This window comes from Vibrio sp. D173a (assembly GCF_030248475.1).
On the sequence record NZ_JAHGAH010000264.1, the window covers coordinates 1 to 18,941 of the forward strand.

13 protein-coding genes and 1 pseudogene are annotated in these 18,941 nt (G+C 47.7%); 11 read left to right on the forward strand and 3 right to left on the reverse strand.

Annotation, left to right across the window (positions count from 1 at the left end; translation table 11 throughout):
• Positions 1-72: 72 nt before the first annotated feature.
• From KIV40_RS23450 to KIV40_RS23460, 3 genes are all read left to right on the forward strand, one after another.
• The gene (locus tag KIV40_RS23450) at positions 73-1,764 is read left to right on the forward strand and encodes a class I SAM-dependent methyltransferase (protein ID WP_285351588.1); all 1,692 of its coding nucleotides are present in this window, start codon (positions 73-75) and stop codon (positions 1,762-1,764) included.
• A 93-nt stretch (positions 1,765-1,857) separates the two neighbouring features.
• Positions 1,858-2,274, forward strand: a complete 417-nt coding sequence (locus tag KIV40_RS23455; protein WP_021017868.1) for a DUF5991 domain-containing protein — start codon at positions 1,858-1,860, stop codon at positions 2,272-2,274.
• A 131-nt stretch (positions 2,275-2,405) separates the two neighbouring features.
• Positions 2,406-3,128, forward strand: coding sequence for a transglycosylase SLT domain-containing protein (locus KIV40_RS23460; RefSeq protein ID WP_012127289.1), 723 nt, complete (start codon positions 2,406-2,408; stop codon positions 3,126-3,128).
• A gap of 19 nt (positions 3,129-3,147) precedes the next feature.
• On the opposite strand, the gene KIV40_RS23465 is transcribed toward KIV40_RS23460, so the two are convergent.
• Positions 3,148-3,939, reverse strand: coding sequence for a 2,3-dihydro-2,3-dihydroxybenzoate dehydrogenase (locus tag KIV40_RS23465; protein ID WP_041853223.1), 792 nt, complete (start codon positions 3,937-3,939; stop codon positions 3,148-3,150).
• Between the two features lie 101 nt (positions 3,940-4,040).
• Here KIV40_RS23465 and KIV40_RS23470 point away from each other — a divergent pair, with 101 nt between their 5' ends.
• The 6 genes from KIV40_RS23470 (at position 4,041) to KIV40_RS23495 (ending at position 14,136) form a co-directional block, all read left to right on the forward strand.
• Positions 4,041-5,138, forward strand: coding sequence for a hypothetical protein (locus KIV40_RS23470; RefSeq protein WP_041853222.1), 1,098 nt, complete (start codon positions 4,041-4,043; stop codon positions 5,136-5,138).
• 291 nt (positions 5,139-5,429) lie between these two features.
• Positions 5,430-6,650: an isochorismate synthase gene (locus KIV40_RS23475; protein WP_285351590.1), complete on the forward strand. Its 1,221-nt coding sequence runs from the start codon at positions 5,430-5,432 to the stop codon at positions 6,648-6,650.
• Entirely contained in the window at positions 6,647-8,266 is a 1,620-nt protein-coding gene (locus KIV40_RS23480) for a (2,3-dihydroxybenzoyl)adenylate synthase (RefSeq protein WP_285351592.1), read from the forward strand. Before KIV40_RS23475 ends, KIV40_RS23480 begins: the two co-directional genes overlap by 4 nt.
• Before the next feature lie 64 nt (positions 8,267-8,330).
• A complete protein-coding gene (locus tag KIV40_RS23485) occupies positions 8,331-9,221 on the forward strand; it encodes an isochorismatase family protein (RefSeq protein WP_012127294.1) in 891 nt (296 codons plus the stop codon).
• Between the two features lie 33 nt (positions 9,222-9,254).
• The gene (locus KIV40_RS23490) at positions 9,255-13,202 is read left to right on the forward strand and encodes an enterobactin synthase subunit F (RefSeq protein WP_285351594.1); all 3,948 of its coding nucleotides are present in this window, start codon (positions 9,255-9,257) and stop codon (positions 13,200-13,202) included.
• Positions 13,195-14,136 (forward strand): hypothetical protein, encoded by a 942-nt coding sequence (locus KIV40_RS23495; protein ID WP_285351595.1) that lies wholly within the window; start codon positions 13,195-13,197, stop codon positions 14,134-14,136. Before KIV40_RS23490 ends, KIV40_RS23495 begins: the two co-directional genes overlap by 8 nt.
• Positions 14,137-14,153: 17 nt before the next feature.
• Here KIV40_RS23495 and KIV40_RS23500 read toward each other — a convergent pair whose 3' ends face one another.
• The gene (locus KIV40_RS23500) at positions 14,154-14,894 is read right to left on the reverse strand and encodes a 4'-phosphopantetheinyl transferase (RefSeq protein WP_306431880.1); all 741 of its coding nucleotides are present in this window, start codon (positions 14,892-14,894) and stop codon (positions 14,154-14,156) included.
• 119 nt (positions 14,895-15,013) lie between these two features.
• On the opposite strand from KIV40_RS23500, the gene KIV40_RS23505 reads away from it, so the two are divergent.
• Positions 15,014-16,975, forward strand: a complete 1,962-nt coding sequence (locus KIV40_RS23505) for a TonB-dependent receptor domain-containing protein (RefSeq protein ID WP_285351597.1) — start codon at positions 15,014-15,016, stop codon at positions 16,973-16,975.
• 95 nt (positions 16,976-17,070) lie between these two features.
• Here the strand turns inward: KIV40_RS23505 and KIV40_RS23510 are convergent.
• Positions 17,071-17,373, reverse strand: a pseudogene (locus tag KIV40_RS23510) (transporter associated domain-containing protein); the annotation flags it as partial.
• 103 nt (positions 17,374-17,476) lie between these two features.
• Between KIV40_RS23510 and KIV40_RS23515 the strand changes: the two are divergent.
• Positions 17,477-18,712, forward strand: coding sequence for a DEAD/DEAH box helicase (locus KIV40_RS23515; protein WP_285351598.1), 1,236 nt, complete (start codon positions 17,477-17,479; stop codon positions 18,710-18,712).
• Positions 18,713-18,941: the final 229 nt, after the last annotated feature.

Consider the following 18,941-nt stretch of genomic DNA (forward strand, 5'->3'; position numbering starts at 1 on the left):
AAGATCAACACACCCTAGTCTTTGCAATCAATAGCACTTACTATGTGTTCACTTCAATTGCAGCCTTATCTTATGTCTTCTACCTCCAATTTCTATAACCAAAATGCGAGCGCATTAGCGGAGCAATACAACTCGACGACGTTTGAGAACGTTCACGTGAGCTGGCAGGCTTTTTGGCCTCATGCTGGTGATCGGGTATTGGATGTGGGAGCAGGTTCTGGACGAGATGCAAAATGGATGTCGGATCAAGGCTGTGAAGTGATTGCTCTTGAACCTGCCGCATCTATATTAGCGCTTGGTAAAGTTAAGACGGGTGATTCGGTTACTTGGCTTGATGATGCCTTGCCTACGCTTGAGAAAACCACCAACTTAGGGCTTCGCTTTGATCTTATTTTGGTGAGTGCGGTTTGGATGCATCTTGCTACTTCTCATCGTGAACGCGCTTTCCGTAAGCTCTCTAATCTACTAGCACCAAATGGTCGATTGGTCATAAGTCTTCGCCATGGTGAGTTCACCGATGGGCGCAAAGCTTATCCTGTCTCCGTTCAAGAATTAGAAAAGCTGGCGAAGAACAGTGCGCTTATGGTTAGGCATGTCTCCGACAGTGACGATCAACTCAAGCGTGATGACGTTCATTGGCAGACAGTTGTCATGTCACTTCCCGATGATGGTTCCGGTGATCTCAACAAGGTTCGCCATATTATCGTGAACGATTCCAAGTCAGCGACTTACAAACTGGCATTGCTACGAACCTTATTACGAATTGCAGACGCACATTCCGGAGCCGTTATTGATCGTACTGATGGCAAAGTCGCGATCCCCCTTGGTTTAGTTGGCCTGTATTGGATTCGTCAGTTCAAACGTCTCATCGATAAAGAAAACATCCAGCAGAATTCCAATGCCTCAAAAGGGCTCGGATTCATTAAGCCTGATGGTTGGGACAAACTTTCTCATTTAAGTCCTGATGATTTAGCGATTGGCACTATGTTTGTTGGTGATGATGCGGCTGCTTTAGACAAAGCGATTAAAGACAGTTTGAAAACCATCAAAGATGGCCTAGTTACCTATACATACCAAGGTGACAAATCGAATCCATATTTTGAAATGGTACGTTCATCGAAAAAGCATAAAGGCACTATTGTTGTTGATGGAGCATTCCTTGAAAGCTATGGCCAATTTATTCTGGATGAGAGCTTGTGGGACTGCTTTAGGCTTTATCACTCTTGGATTGAACCTCTGGTGGTCAACCAATGGATCCTTGAAATGCAGCGGTTTAGCTCAAACCAAGAGCGAGGCATCGCGCTACAAACATACCACGACTGTTTGGTTTGGATTGCTAAAGATCACGACACTCGCGCGGTACGCAAGCGGGTAGAGCAGTTGCGTTCGAATCACTCTGAGATCATCAGTGTTTGGAGTGGGAGTAAGTTGCGTAATGAGTACCATGTTGATCACTGCTTGCCGTTCGCCTACTGGCCGAACAACGATAAATGGAATTTGCTGCCAACATCTAAAACTGAAAACCTCAACAAGCGCGATCGGCTGCCAGCGGTCTATCGGTTGAATGCGTCGAAACAACGTATTTTGGATTGGTGGGAATTGGCGTGGGGAGAATCAGAGACACTCAACCAATCATTCTTTACAGAAGCATCGCTGTCTTTACCCAATGTGCCTGCTTCCTGCCAAGACTTTGAGCATGTATTTGAGGCCATGGGGTTGCAGATTCGCGGTGTGAAAAGTCGCCTTTTTATTGCTGAGTGGTAACTGAGCTCTCCGTCCAAGTTTTGATGGAGACGGAATGCCCCGAGATTAAGACTTCGGTAACCTTCCATGCGAACTGTATGCATGGAGGTGAGCATGGTGAATTTGACGGTTGATGCGCTGGTTCTGGCGGCTCTCTCTACCGCTAGTTGGGATGGTGTTTATCACTGTGAGGTTGGACTTGGTCAGACCAACTCTGGTCTAAATGCATGGGTTGAGTATCAACTTTCTATTGATGATGAAAGCTGTACTTTGGGCATCTTGGGCTTTCAGACAGAAGAGAACATAAAGTGTGCGACGAGTCGTCAAGACCTCACTATCGATATTTTATTTACGTCTTATTCTAACGGTAGAGTTACCAATCGATACGGTGTTCAACTTTACCAAGTTGAAGAACCTCTACTCAGATTAACTCAGCGTGAAGACAGTGTTGTGACTGAGTGGAAGACCATTCAACCGAATTCCGATGTGCAACAAACTACTTATTGCTTTGATCGGAAAGAAAAATCATGAAGTATGATTTTTTCTCATTCCTATTCTTATCCTTAATGTTTTCTATAAAGCTCACTGATCTACCTCACACTTTTATGCTTCACAACTGATATTGATATTAAAAGAGTAAGAAATGGACTACAGTTTTACAAATGTTTTCCCACTGTGGTTTTATCGTGAAAACGGTTTCTAAGCGATTGTATAAGCTACTAAAAATAACAAAGCTTAAGCACAAAAAAGATAAGGTTTTTTCCTTTCCTAACAGCCTGATGCGTAAGAACCAGAAGGTTGTAAACACTCTCTCGCCTTTATCTTTATTCCCTAATAAAAATGATGTTTCTTGTTCGGGCTTTTCCTCTTCTCCTGTTGATGCCCTAGCTTGGGGTAATCGCGTTTCGCCAGAGTTTAAAAGCAAAGTCAGCGACATTTCTCAAGAGCTCAATATAGACCCAAACCATCTAATGGCTTGTATGGCGTTTGAAACGGCAGAGACGTTTAGCCCGAGCATCAAAAATGGTTCTGGAAGTGGCGCAACAGGGCTAATTCAGTTTATGCCTTCAACGGCCGAGGCGCTGGGTAGCAGTACCAAAAAGTTGGCCAAGATGAGCGCAATTGAGCAGCTCGATTACGTCAAAGCGTACTTCTTGCCGTACCGTGGCCGAATGGACTCTCTTGAGGATGTGTACATGGCGATCCTCTATCCGGCAGCCATTGGTAAACCCCATTCGCATGTGTTGTTTAAACAGGGGTCGATCGCGTATCGTCAGAACGCGGGGATCGACCGCAACAACGCTGGCAAGATCACGTTAGGTGATGTGTCCTACAAGGTGAGGCGCAAGCTAGAGAAGGGCAGGCACCCCAAGTTTTACGGTTAACTTTCCGTTCGGCGGAGGATCAGAAGGTCGCTCCGCCATCCACTCTCAAATCATGCATGGTGATATGACCTGATTTATCACTGAGCAAAAACTCAATCGCGTTGGTGATGTCCTTGGTCTCGGCAATCTTGTTTAACGGAATGCCCATGCGATGGGAGGCCAAGTTGCCTTGAATTGTTTCTCGCTCGCCATAAGCTTCATTCCACATCTGCTCTTGCATTGGGGTCCGGGTTGAACCGGGGCTAACGATGTTGCAACGAATGCCATGCTCTGCCAGTTCTAACCCCAAACATTGCATCCACATGTGTAGGCCTGCTTTGGATGTGCAGTAAGCGGACATCTTGACGCGTGGTGTGTCTGCGGCGTTGGAACCGACGGCCACAATCGCGCCTTGCTTGCTGTGTTTGACCAGAATTTTAGCCAGTTGTTGTGTGAGCAGCATGGTGCCTTTTAAGTTCACATCCAAGGTTTTAGTCAGTGCTTCCAGTGGCAAATCTAAAACTGATTCGAGTTGCAAAGTGCCAGCACAAGTGACGATGTAATCAGGGATAAGTTGGTCTTGCTCTAGGTTGTGGCAAGCGGTTTGAATTGCATTTGAATCTGCCAAATCAAAAGGGATAAGCAGCGTATTCGATTGCTGGCATTTTGGTAGCGACTGCTGGAAGACATCGAGTGCTAATTGAGTGACATCGCAGGCAATCACTCGTGCTCCTTGTGCCAATAAGCTTTTGGCACATGCTAGGCCAATCCCTTGTCCTGCGCCGGTCACTAAACACAGTTTGCCGTTGAATTCTGAGCGGTTTTCACTCATTCCTTTCTCCTTTTGTGCAACAAGTATCAAATCAAAATTGGATGGATGATAATGATTTTTGTTATCGTTGTCGCGATATTAACAAGGAGGTCGTGAAATTGATGAATAAATTTGGCTGGAAAATCAAACCTTGGCTTTTGGCTGTGGGGCTCGTTGGAATGGCTGGGTGTGAGTATTTACCACACTCTGCCGAGGTGGACTTACCCAAGCAGAAAATTGAGCAAGTAGTGAATCAAGCCCAGCCTGCAAATGCGGCCATTTTAAAAGCGTTCGAGCAACACAATTTTGTTGGGATCGGTGATTACCATTGGAACGATGCATTTCTGAATTACGCTACCGAGCTGGTGACGACTGAGGCGTTCTCTGACCACGTTACTCATATTGTGGTTGAGTTTGGCAATGCGAAATACCAGCCAGTGCTGGATGAATATTTGGCTGGGGGCGAGGTGACGCAAGCGCAGTTGGAGGAGGTGCTGAGGGGATCAATTTATTTTATGGCCTGGATGCCGGATGCGTATCGAAACTTTTTTGAGGCGATCAGAACGCGCAATGCGACCTTGCCTGAAGGGAAAAAGATTCAGGTGCATTTAGCGGAAGCTCCTTTTGATTGGCAAGGCCTTCAAGATGAAAAAGTGTGGAAACTGGCGGCGAAAAATAAAACCGATCATTTCTATCAAATTGCGGCTGAGCGAATGGCCAAGCAAGAAAAAGCCCTGTTGATTTTTGGCGCTTTTCATTTGGTTAATGCGCCAAAAGATTACGTAGCAAAAACGCAGGACAGCGCTTGGCCACTGGCGACGCGTTTGGAACAAGCGTTTCCAGACAGCACGTACTTAATTTGGCCAATGACAGAGCCAGAAGTAGTGGAAACTTTCCACGGTGTGTCAGCCCCAGCGCTGCTGGACGTGAAACAAAGTCCAATTGCGGAGCTGAGATTCATCGACCTCTTGCCGAAGGCGCGTTACAAGTTAGCGGCTATGGACAAGATGGATGCGCAAGTGGGCGAATTGTTTGATGCGTTTCTTTATCTTGGAGCAAATCAACGCACGACAGTATTTCCTCGTGACGTGATGGCAGATCGAAATTGGGTGAATGAGATGCAAAGACGCGTGGATTTAATTGGCGGAAAGATGCAAGACCGCTTCAATGAAATACGAACGTTGAGCGATGAAAAATACGGCTTTAACGATCAGGGTTAATTGACGTCCTATTACGTAAATTCATTGATCCGATCAATGATTGATGGCTAATTCCAAAAGGGTTCAGCCATTTTTTATGTCCAGTGATTTTTCCTCTTATGTTATCTAACTATAAGTAATTATTTGCTTTTCCCCATATTCATACTATGGGATTAATTTATAGAATTATTTATAATGCGAGTGATAATTATTATCAAAAAGTGTTTGAACAATTGATTTTGTGTGTGTAGTCTCACTCGTCAAATGAGAAGGGATCTCATTTGGAACGCTATGTTTAATAAAGCTTGAGAGATGATTATGCTTCGTAACTCAATGGGAAGTAGCACTATGCTCACCGAGTTTCTTAACGCTCATACGGATGATGCTTCGTTCTTTTTTAGCTCACCGACGGTGACCTTACTTACCCAAGGCATTACCGCAGAATTTTCCCAACAGGCGAAATTCTCCGAGTTAGATACTCACATCAGTCAATTACTTGAATCGGCAAAGGATGCGGGAAACCAAAACCCCATTGCGGTGGGAGTGATTCCGTTCTCTGAACACAACCCGGTGCACTTTATCGTCCCAGACCGTCTTATCACGACGTCACCAATCAGACCGGATAAAGTTTCTGATGTGGATGGGGTTGCTGATTGTCCACCTTCATCGATCCAACCGATTCCTACTCCTGAAGAGTACATGCGCAGTGTCGAGTTGGCGGCGACAAGCTGCTGTCGAGAGGACATTGATCTGGATAAAGTGGTGTTATCACGCACCATGCAGGTCGATACGGAAGAGGAAATTGACCGTGCACACCTCTTGAAAACCTTACTCAAACAAAACCCAGGTGGCTACACGTTTTCTACCCGTATTGGTGGCAGTCAATCTGACGCGTATTTAATGGGCTCGAGCCCTGAATTGCTTGTATCACGCAAAGGCCCGCACGTTTGTTCCAACCCTCTGGCGGGTTCTCGCCGACGCAGTGACAACGAATGCATTAACCAACAGCAAGGTGAGCTGATGATGGAGAGTGCAAAAGATCTCCATGAGCATGCCGTGGTGGTGGATGCAGTTGAAAAAGCGCTGCAGCCTTGGTGCCATAACCTGTATGTGCCGATGGTGCCATCGGTGATAGAAACCAAAGCCATGCTTCACCTCTCGACTCGCATCGAGGGCACGGTATCGGATGCAAACACGAGTGTGTTGAAGTTAGCAAGTGCACTGCACCCAACGCCAGCCGTATGCGGTTATCCGACGACGCAAGCTTACGATTTTATTAGCCATGTTGAACCTTTTGACCGCGGTTACTTTACCGGTCTTGTTGGTTGGGTTGATGCTCGTGGCAATGGTGAATGGGTGGTCGTGATTCGTTGTGCGGAGGTCGAGAAAAAACGCCTCAAAGTATACGCGGGCGCTGGGATTGTGGCAGGCTCTGAGCCACAAAGTGAGCTGGAAGAAACCGGTAACAAGATGCGCACTGTACTCAATGCGTTGGGCATCGAGATCCGTGAAAACATGGAGGTGGTGCAATGAGTCACGAGTCTATGCAAGCATCCGGTTTTACCCCATGGCCAGAAGCGCGAGCAGAACAATATCGCCAAGCTGGTTACTGGACAGATCAAACGATCCCACAAATGTTACAAGCCAGCGCTATTCGACTGCCACAGCAATTGGCATTGGTAGATGGCGAGCGCGAGTGGACGTATCAATCTTTGGCGCAACAGGTCGACCAACTGGCGGCAGGTTTCCAAACCAAGCTGAGTCTCAAACCAGGAGACAAAGCGGTGTTGCATCTACCGAACATTGGGGAGTTTTATCTTAGCCTTTTCGCTCTACTCAAAATTGGCGTGCAGCCCGTACTGTCTTTGCCAGCGCACCGTTATTCGGAGATTCGATACTTTTGTCATTTTACCGAGGCAAAAGTATTAATTACTGCACCGCAGCGAGGTGTGAACACGGCTGATATCGCGCAGCAAGTTGCGGCTGAATTGCCGAGTCTTACCAGCATTGTTTGGGCGGGTGAAGCGAGCGAAATGCCTACTGGTAGCCTAACTCTCGATAGTCTTTATTTAAACGATGCCGAACTGCATGAAGAACAGGGAGAGGGCTTCGCGTTCTTCCAACTTTCTGGTGGAACTACGGGCACGCCAAAACTGATCCCGCGCACTCATAGCGACTATCTCTATAGCGTTCGTGCCAGCAATGAAGTTTGCCAGTTCTCAGATCGAACTCGTTACATTTGTGTGTTGCCTGCGGCGCATAACTTTCCGCTTAGTTCGCCTGGTGCATTAGGCTGTTTTATGGCTGGTGGCACCGTGGTGTTAACACCAGACGCCAGCCCTCAGACGGCGTTTTCTTTGATTGAGAAATACCAAATTACCGTGGCGGCTTTGGTTCCGCCATTAGCACTCTTATGGCTGGATGAAGCAGCGCGAACAGAACATGACATTACTTCCCTTGAAGTGCTGCAAGTGGGTGGTGCTCGTTTTAGTGAAGAAGCCGCAAAGCGAGTACGACCAGAGTTGGGCTGTACCTTGCAGCAGGTGTTCGGCATGGCAGAGGGGCTCGTAAACTACACCCGTTTGGATGACCCCGAGTCTGAAATCATTTCTACCCAAGGTCGGCCGATGTCGTCTGCGGACGAGCTGTTGGTTCTTGATGAAATGGGCAACCCCGTTGAGCAAGGAACAGAGGGGATTTTGTTCGTGCGTGGCCCTTACACTATTCAAGGTTACTACCGTGCGCCAGAGCATAATCAGCGTTCTTTTACTCAGCAAGGGTACTACCGCACGGGCGATATTGTCGTTTTGACCGAAGCGGGCAACTTACAGGTGGTAGGGCGCGATAAAGATCAGATCAACCGTGGTGGAGAGAAAATCGCTGCGGAGGAGGTCGAGAACCATCTGCTTGCCCATGACTCGGTGCACGATGCTGCCGTAATTGCCATTCCGGATGACTACTTAGGTGAGCGCAGTTGCGCAGCTTTGGTTTGCCCAGAACAGAACCCTAGAGTGATTGAAATAAAACGCTTTTTAAGAGATCGCGGCTTAGCGGACTTCAAGATCCCTGATCGTGTTATTTTTGTTGATGTACTGCCGAAAACTCCCGTCGGAAAAATAAATAAAAACAAGCTATTAGAACTCGTTTAACCAACCCAGCGTCGCAAAGGCTTTTGGGACGCTGAGCTTTTTTAATATTTTGGAGACAAGCCCAATGGCCATTCCCTCTCTCTCTGGTTACCCATTGCCCAAGGCGATACCAGAAAACCGTGTTAACTGGTCTGTAGACCCCCAGCGTGCCGTGTTACTTATTCACGACATGCAGCAGTACTTCCTCAATTTCTATGATGTCGACAGCGAGTTGATTCAAACCCTGACGCGTAATATTCAGGCGATCAAGCAAACCTGTATTGATGCAGGGATCCCCGCGGTTTATACCGCGCAACCTGGTGACCAAAAGCAAGAAGATCGCGCATTGCTGACGGATTTTTGGGGACCAGGTTTAAAAGCCGACGAAAGCATTACTCGCATTTTTCCTGCGTTAGCGCCTACCGATCAAGATATTGTTTACACCAAATGGCGTTACAGCGCATTCCAGCGTACGCCGCTTAAATCCATGATGGATGAAACGGGACGCGATCAGTTGATCATCGTTGGTGTTTACGCTCACATCGGTTGTTTGCAAACTGCGGCAGAAGCCTTCATGACCGATATTCAAGCCTTTATGGTGTCTGATGCGGTGGCGGACTTTTCTTCTGATGATCATGACATGGCGCTCAACTACGTTGCTGGCCGCTGTGGTTATGTTCTGGATAAACAGCAGCTCCTGTCTCAGATAAACCGTGCCGATGAACTGGTCGGTGGTGATTTCTCTATTCCTCAATCTCAGCCCCACTTAACTCAGCAATTGGCTGCTTTGCTAGAAGTGCCAGTCGATGAAATGACACCAGAAGATAGCCTATTGGATTTCGGTTTGGACTCCGTGCGCATGATGTCACTGGTGAGTGATTGGCAACAAGCGGGACTTGATGTGAGTTTTATGGAACTGGCTGCCAACCCCAGCTTGCAAGATTGGTGGCAACTGATCGAGAAGAAACGGACTTAGCAGCCAAAGAATAAGAAAAACAAAGGAATGAACATGTACGATTTACCTTATACAGCGGAGCAACTGTTGCCGCTGACGGATGCCCAAGCCGGGATTTGGTTTGCCCAGTTGCGCGATCCAGAAAATCCAATTTACAAGACAGGTGAATACCTAGTGATTGATGGCAAGGTGGATGAGCCTTGTTTTGTTGAAGCGGTTAAAACGGCGATTGATGAGGTAGATTCCTTACACGCTAAGTTTGTCACCACCACCGAAGGCCCGCGCATGGTGATTGACCGCCAAAACTGGCAGGTAGAGCGAATCGATTTCTCACAACAAGATGCACCGCTGGATGCAGCCGTTGATTGGATGAAGTCAGAGCTGAAACAACCTGTCGATTTAGAGCAAGGCCCATTATTCGTTATGGCATTGCTCAAGCTTTCAGAAGACCAGTTCGTGTGGTTCCTATCGCTGCATCACATCGCGATTGATGGCTACAGCATGTCCTTGGTGGCGGGACGCGTGGCACATATTTATGGCCAACTTGCTCAGGGGAAACCATTCGACAAGATCGAGTTTGTCGACCAGCAAGCCTTGCTAAAAGAAGACGACGACTACGAAGCGTCGGAGAAATACCAAAAAGATCGCGCTTTCTATCTTCAACGTTACGCAGACCATTCAGATACCGTCAACCTTGCAGGCAAACCGACCGTTACATCAGACCGCTTTTTACGTTTAAAAGGCGCGATGGAGGTCGACGATTTCCAACGTATGGAATCACTGGCGAAACAGTGTCGCACCCACTGGTACAGCGTGCTCATTGCATCTATTGCCGCTTATGTGCACCGTATGACGCGTTCTAATGAAGTTGTTCTTGGTGTGCCTTTGATGGGGCGTTTAGGTTCTGTTGCGATTCAAACACCAGCGATGCGCGTGAACATTTTGCCCGTGCGCGTCAGCTTTGAACAAGGCTTGGATATTAAGATGCTGGTCAAACAGGTCAACCAAGAGTTTTCCTCGGTTCGTCGTCACCAAAGCTACCGTTATGAAGAGCTTCACCGTGAGCTTAACTTGGTAAAAGACAACCGTAACCTATTTGGCCCCTTGGTTAATATCATGCCGTTTGAATACGAGCATAAATTTGGCGAGCTTAATTCCAAAGCGCATAACTTGTCCGCTGGTCCAGTGGATGATATCTCGTTTTATTGTTACGAGCTTGATGGTCAGCTTCATATCGATATGGATGCCAATCCTGAGTTGTATTCCGAGAAAGATATTCACGAGCATCAACAGCGTTTGTTCCACTTTATGAGCGACTTTTTTGCAATCGCGCAAGCTCAAGATCCAGCTCTTTGCCAAGTCAGCGATATCAATATTCTTCTTGCTGGTGAGCGAGAGAAAGTCATCGAAACTTGGAACGACACTGACCACGAGGTACCCGAGACGACGTTAGCCGCTCTGTTGGCAAGGCAGCGTATTCTTACCCCCCATTCACCAGCAATAATCTTTGAAGGCCAAAAGCTCAGCTACGAAGAGTTAGCGAAAAAAGTCTACTCGTTGACCAACTGGCTGACGGCAGAAGGCGTTACTCTGGGTGATCGCATCGCGGTATGTGTGCCAAGAAGTGAAGAGTTGATCGTTGTACAGCAGGCGATTCTGGCCGCAGGTGCGGTTTATGTACCGGTGGACCCAGATTATCCAGAGGGCCGTATTCACTACATGCTAGAGTCCTCTGCGCCTAAGTTTGTGTTCTCTACGTCGGCACTGCAAGACAAGTTGCCGCACGGTGTGGAAGTGAAACTGGTCGATGATGACACCTTGCCAACCATTTACAAAAGAGTCGAGCCACTGCCTCCGCAAGTGAAGCCAGAGCCGCACTCTCCGGCCTACATGATTTACACCTCTGGTTCGACGGGCAAACCAAAAGGTGTGGTGGTCACCCATGATGCGATCGTTAACCGATTGCTATGGATGCATGACCAATATCCGATTACTGCGAAAGATCGCGTGTTGCAAAAAACGCCTGCGGGCTTTGATGTGTCGGTGTGGGAGTTCTTTTGGCCAATGATGGTTGGCTCATGTTTAGTGATCGCGAAACCGGACGGACACAAAGATCCGATTTATCTGCAAGATCTTATTCATCGCGAGAAGATCACCACGCTGCACTTTGTGCCATCTATGCTGCAAATCTTTGTTCAGCAGGCGGACCCCGATTTATGTCAAAGCTTACGCCAAGTGTTCTGTAGCGGTGAAGCGTTGCCTATCGAGTTAGTTAATCACTATTACCAAGCATTCAACGCGCCTCTGCATAACCTTTATGGCCCAACAGAAGCGGCTGTGGATGTGACTTATTGGCCAAGTGAAGCCAATACCGAAGGCACGTCGATTCCAATCGGGCGTCCAGTGTGGAACACGCAAATCTACATTCTTGATGATGCATTAAATCCAGTACCGCCGGGTGTGGTAGGGCACTTGTACATTGCTGGGCGACAATTGGCACAAGGCTACCATGGTCAGCCAGAACTGACGGCAGAACGCTTTATCGAAAATCCATTTGGTCCACAAGGTAGCCGAATGTATCTATCGGGCGATTTGGCTCGTTGGCGTGAAGATGGTGCGATTGAGTACTGTGGCCGTAGTGACTTTCAGGTCAAGATCCGCGGTTTCCGTATTGAGCTGGAAGAAATTGAGAATGCCTTGGCCAACCATCCAAGTGTTGCTCAAGTGGCAGTGTTGGCTCAGGAATACAATGACGGCGACAAACGCTTGGTTGCTTACGTCACTGCAGAGAATACTGAGCAGGGTATCGATAGCAATGCATTGCAAACGTACCTCGCGGAACCACTGCCAGAGTATATGGTGCCGAGCTACTTTGTTGAGCTTGAAGCCTTTCCATTAACGCCTAACGGCAAATTGGATCTCAGCGCACTACCGAAGCCGGATCTGTCTGGTCAAGTCGGTACCAAGGGGCCAAGTAACTTAGTTGAAGAGCGTTTGTGTAAGTTGTTCTGTCAGTTATTGGATCTGCCTGCGGTCGGTGTGGATGACAACTTCTTCGAGCTTGGCGGGCACTCCCTATTGGCTGCGCAGTTGATTGCCCACGTGAAAGAAATCATGGGGATTGAGTTGTCATTGGCGGCGGTATTTGAATCGCCAACGGTTTCCGGTATCGCGGCCAAGCTCAACGGCAGCGAAAGTGATGATGCACTGAGCATTTTGTTACCGCTGCGTAAGCGTGAAGGCAAAGCGGCTATCTTCTGTGTACACCCCGCTGGTGGTCTAAGTTGGTGTTACGCGGCACTGACGCCAATCATTCCGTCTAATGTTCCGCTTTATGGTGTCCAAGCTCGTAACCTTGGTGACCCTTCTGCACCATTACCAAAGAGCATGAAGGAGATGGCAGAAGACTACGTGGCTGCGATTCGTGAAGAGCAACCTTTTGGACCTTACCATCTTCTGGGTTGGTCGATTGGCGGCATGATTGTTCACCTAATGGCGGGCATCTTACAAGAGCAAGGCCAAGAGGTGGGCTTAGTCACGTTGCTGGATTCTTACCCTGCAGAGCAGTGGCAAACCATTCATCCACCGGGAGAAGAGCAAGCGCTTGGTGCACTGATTCGTATGGCGGGGGTTGAGTTTGATGAAGCCGCGCATTCCGGCATCACTAAGCCAGAGGTGATCGACATCCTGCAAGATGCGGGTTCTTCCATGGCGCACCTGAGCACCGAGACCATCACAGCCATGATTGAGGTGGTGATTAACAACAACCAGCGTGTACGTGATGCGGTCGATTACCACTACCAAGGTGATGTGCTGTTCTTCAACGCTGAGAAGCCGCCAGAAGAGTCGTTCCTCGATCGTAATGGCTGGTTCAAGTACATGGAGGGCGACCTCAAAGTGGTTGATGTGGCCTGTTTGCACCGTGACATGATGCGTCCAGAGATGCTGCGTTTGATTGGTACCCACATGGTGAAAGAACTAAGAGAGAGGTTCGATGTTTGATTCGTCAACACAATCTAGATCGAACGCTCAGTTGGAGGGGATGATTTCCCCTCTGACTTTCTTCAAAGCTAAATTGGAAGCTGGCGCTATTTTGGCGATTGGCGAAGCGCATTGGTATGGCGAGTTGTTCGAAAAGATGACCGACGTATTGTTGGATGCGGAACTCGATGGGGTGTTTTCCCATTTATTTATTGAGTTTGGTAACGCCAAGCACCAAGCTTTACTCAACAATTACCTAATGGGCGAGACGATTACCGATGCAGAACCGGCTGCAGTGTGGCTGGATTCGGTTGCATTTCCAGCTTGGCTACACCCGTGTTATGGCCAGTTTTTCCAACGTTTAAGAGCAGCGAATGCACAGCGCAAGGTGCCTATCACCGTTGTGCTGACAGAGCCTTCTTTCCAATGGCAAGACATCGCGCATGCGGGAGAGTTGGCAAAGATTAATGCCCAACGTGATCAAGCGTTAGTCGATGGTGTCGAGAAGCAAGCGGTGAAGAGTGACCGAGGCGTTGTGGTACTTGTTGGTGCACGACACATTCTCAAGCGTTCTCCGACGTTAGGCTTTATGGCCAAGCATAAGACGTTTGGTGATTTGGCTCAGCAGAAGTTTGCTCAGCGTTACGTTTCTGTGTGGCCACACATTCTGACGAGTGAGTTCAGTCATACAGAACATGGCATCTATGCGACAACGCAGCCTAAGTTAAGCCAAAAGTCGTTCCTCGATTTGATCCCGAAGAAACCACCAGTCAACCCTTACGCGTTTATCTCGCTGGATAAATTGGTGGACGCTTATTGGTATCTAGGGCCGCAAAGTCGTCAATTGGACGCACACGGTGTGAACGTGCCGTTGATGTGGAAATCACGGCTAGAACAACGGTTGCCGCTAGTCAATGAGCGGCAGCAGATGGTGATCAAAAAGGTCATCGAATAACGAACATGACAAATTCATTAGGAAAAGTAGCACAGCGAGAATACGTATTGCTGGTCAAAGCAGTAGTGTCCATGAAATGAGAGATTTGGCAATTTTGCTTTCAATGCGTCTTGGTTGCGGCCAATCAACGCAAAGCTAAATTGCCCTGAATGTTTGTTCTTGGGCTCTAACGTAATCTGTGCATCGAGAAAATCGAAGTACACCTGAACGAAGGGAAAGCAGCACTTAAAAATGCTTTCCTTGATACTGAATATCAGCGTGTCAGGAAGATCGTTAGTACGGTTGAACAGTGCTTGTTCATCGCGAGTGTAGATGGAAGAGAAAAGGTGCTCGGCAAGCGCGGTATTGCTTTCAATATCGATTCCTAGGCTGGCGACTTCGTTTTTTTGGGCACACGCGGCAAGGCAAATGCCATCAGTATGGCTGATGCTGCCACTGATATCACTTGGAAAAAGGGGCTCTCTAAAGTGACCTGTCAGGATCGGCATCTCCGTCATATTCGGTTTGGATAAATCCAAATTTTGCATGGCAGACCGCGCCGCGTGGCGCCCAGCTCTGAACTCGCGTTGACGCTTCTCTACTGCCTTTTGAATGTGTTTTTCTTCTTCGGGAAGGCCCACTTGAGAGTACATCTCCGGTGTGGCTTGCACGATATAAACCTTTGGACTGGCACCTTCTAGGTGAAGATGAAAAGGGGCGAGGTGACTGTCTGGCGCTTCTTTTTTCAATTGTGTCACTTTCAATAAGTTGCCGTTCAAAAATAAAACCTAGCTCAAACCTTTGGCTTGAATGCGAATGTTAATGATTGCTATTTATACATTCATTCTTTAGAGTTTTCGAGCCTAAATGATTGATAAAATAGATATAAGGAAATGCAGTGAAAACTTCAGTGAAAAAGCCCATGTTTATGCCTTCTGTTTTAACGGGAGCGCTTTTGACTGCGTTCAGTGGCTCTGCGCTTGCGAACGATCAAGACGAAGTGGTGGAAATGGAGCGCATGGTGGTAACCGCGTCGCTTACTCAGCACTCTGAGTTAACCGCGCCAGCTTCCGTTTCGGTGATCACCGCCGATGACATTTCGAAGATGCCAGTAAAGGATATCTCGGAAGCGATTCGCAGTGCGACAGGTGTTAGCGTATTGAGCAGCACCGCTTACGGTCGTAATAACATTCGTATTCGTGGTCTAGATTCTAAACACACTTTGGTGCTAATCAATGGGCGTCGCATCAATTCTCAGGATGCGTTGATCCGTGGTAACGACTTTGACGTATCGAGCATTCCTCTGAGTGCGATCCAACGCATTGAAGTGGTTCGCGGCCCAGTATCCTCTTTGTATGGTTCTGAAGCCATGGGTGGTGTGGTTAACGTCATTTTGAAGGCGCCAACAGAAGAACTATCGGGCTCGGTGGGTTTGCAGTATGAGAGCATCCTTGAAGGCGATGGTGGTGACGGCTTGAAAGGGCACGCGTACGCAAGCGGCAGTCTCTCAGAGAATGTTGAAGGTAGTATTATTGTGGAAAGTTCGGCTCGTGACCCATGGCGTACCGACACGAATCCAGACTTCGATGCGTTAGAAGAAAAAGACACAACAAACGTCTTTGGTGAGCTTGCTTGGCAACTGACAGAAGAGCAACGTTTGATCGCGGATGTGATTTACACCAACGATGAGCGCGAAGCAGATTGGGTTCACCCTCGCTCAGGTTCACAGACGAACACTCAAGATTCCACGCGTTGGAATTACGGCCTGACCCACGAAGGCGCTTGGGATACGGTAGATTCGCAAGTGCGTCTGTACGGCGAAAACATGCAACTGGATGATGCGAGTACGGCGTATACCAATGGTGCAGCGGACGTTGAACTACAAAACAACACACTTGATTTTAAACTTTCTGGTTTGTGGCACGATTCGCACGAATGGGTGTTCGGCGGTGAGTACCGCACATCGGAGCTGAAAAATAGCCGTGATGTTCCGTCGGGTGATATCGACAACTATCAAGGAGCGGTCTTTGTTCAAGGCGAGTTTGACCTCAATAAATTGGCTGTGACTTTAGGTGGTCGTCAAGATTTTCATGAAGTGTATGGCAGCCACTTTAGCCCACGTGCTTACGCGGTTTACAGCTTTACGGATGAGTTTGTTCTGAAAGGTGGCTTTGGTGGTGGCTTCCGTGCTCCGGGTATGATGGAAAGCAGCGACCAAGTTCGCGTCATCAGCTGTGGTAACCGTTGTTGGTTAACCGGTAATGAAGATCTAAAACCGGAAGAATCAGAAAGCTACGAAGCTGGCCTAGCGTATGAGACAACAGCGATGGGTGTTGGTCTGATGTACTACCACACCGACTTGAAGAACAAGATTGAGCGAGACCTAACTAAGCCAGTAGGTTCGGTGGGTCAAACGCCTATTTTCACGTATCAGAACATCGGCAAAGCGGAGACCAAAGGTTTTGAACTAGAGGGTTGGTATGACATTACCGATAGCATCAACCTAAAAGGTAACTACACCTACACGGACGCGAAAGACAAGAGCAGTGGTGATAAGCTAACTAAAACACCTGAGCATTTGGCAAACCTAGATGTCAATTGGGAAGTCTTCGATTCATTCACCACCTTTGCCCGCGTGAACTACATTGGTAAACAAGTCATCACTAACCAAAGACGTGAAAACAAAACGGTCGATGGCTATACGCTTGTTGCCTTGGGTGTGGCTTACGATTTCCAACAATTTAATCTAAAAGCGGGTTTGAACAACATCTTTGACGTCGAGTTGGATGATGAAGATGATTACTACGGTTACTCTGAGAAAGGCCGCAGTGCGTACGTAAGCGCAACTTATCTGTTCTAATTAGGCTGTTGGCCTCGTTGACACTACTGGTTTTATTGAAACCTAAAATAGCCTCTACGCAGAGGCTATTTTTTTCATGTCTATCTCATGAATGTTTAACATTCAGCCTCAAGTTCTTTGATGGTTTCTGTGACTTTAACCTGAACGATACGATTGCTCTTCACATGCAGTATCTCGAATCGCCAACGCTGATAGTCAACAGTTTCACCTTGAGTCGGTACTCGCCCGATTAACCAAGTCAAAAAGCCATTTAAGGTTTGAAAACCCTCACTCTCTTCACCCTCAATGGCATTGAGTTCAAGTTTGTATTTCAGCTCGTTAAGCGGAATTAGAGCATTCATCAGCCAACTGCCGTCTTTCTGTTTTTTCGCCCAAATATGCTGTGGCGCCATGCCCAGAGAATTTGTTTGTCGAGCCAACCAACTTGCTGGTGTGAATGATTCTGTTACTTAAGACGGATTCTGATACACTACGCGCCCATTTCTTCGTTGAGACGTTTCTATGCCATTTTCTAAGCTTGGTTTAAGCGCTCCTATCACAGATGCTGTGAAGGCGCTGGGTTATGAAAAACCGACTTCTATCCAACAAAAAGCCATTACTATTGTTCTGCGTGGTCGCAACCTGATTGCCGCAGCACAAACAGGTACGGGTAAAACCGCCAGCTTTGTATTGCCAATCTTAGAAAAATTGAGCCAAGGTGAAACGCAACGTAAAAAGCGTGCACGTGCGATCATCCTAACACCAACGCGCGAGCTTGCACTTCAAGTACACCAAAGCATCGAAGCCTACGGTAAGAACTTACCGTTGCGTTCAATGGCGATGTTCGGCGGTGTAGATTACGCACCGCAAAAACAAGCGCTGATCGAAGGTGTCGACATTGTGGTTAGTACGCCAGGACGTTTGATTGACCTTTATGGTCAACGCGCCATTCACTTTGATGAAGTGGAAATGCTGGTACTGGACGAAGCCGATAAAATGTTGGATATGGGCTTCATCGATTCGATCGATAAGATCGTCAATTGCATGCCAGAAGACATTCAAAGCTTGCTCTTCTCTGCAACGCTATCAAACCCAGTGCGTGATTTGGCGAAGAACGCGATTGTCGATCCTGAAGAAATCTCGATTGCGAAACACAGCGCATCAAAATCAAACATCAAGCAGTGGATCACCACGGTTGATAAAGACATGAAGTCGTCACTGTTGAGCCACATGCTAAACGAGAACGACTGGTCACAAGTATTGGTATTCATCGAAACCAAACACGGTGCAGCGAAGCTAGTGACTCAGTTAGAGAAGCGCGGCATCGTGGCTGAAGCGTTCCACAGTGGTCGCAACCAACGCGTTCGCCAAGAGCTGATTGAACAGTTCAAAGCGGGTGAAATTCAATATCTGGTTGCAACGGGTGTTGCGGCACGTGGTATCGATATCGACAACTTGCCAGTGGTGATCAACTACGATTTGCCATACCCGGCAGACGAATACGTGCACCGCATTGGTCGTACTGGTCGTGCTGGCGCGCAGGGTGAAGCGATTTCATTGGTATCGAAAGACGATTTCAAAAACCTATGCATGATTGAAAGCCGTCTTGGCCACTTATTAGAGCGTGTAGAAATTGAAGGTTTTGCGCCAAGAAAGCCTGTGCCAATTTCAATTCTAAACTACGTGCCAAAGAACAAGCGAAAACCGCAAGATCAGCGTCCTCGTCGTGATAATGGCGACAAGCGCGATTCTAAATAATCTGCACGTTTGTTTTTGTATCAAACCTGTCTTCATAGAGATAAAGCCACATTTCGATGTGGCTTTTTTGTTTTTGATTTCAGTCTATTACTTTTCATTTTTCGTTGGTATACCCAAGTAACCTCGAGATGCTAGGTTCAGCGAGAATGACTTGGTTTGTAGACGCGGCGGCGATTTAAAGGTTTGGTGGGCCCAAATCAAGAATCGACAACAAAGTATACAAGCCAAG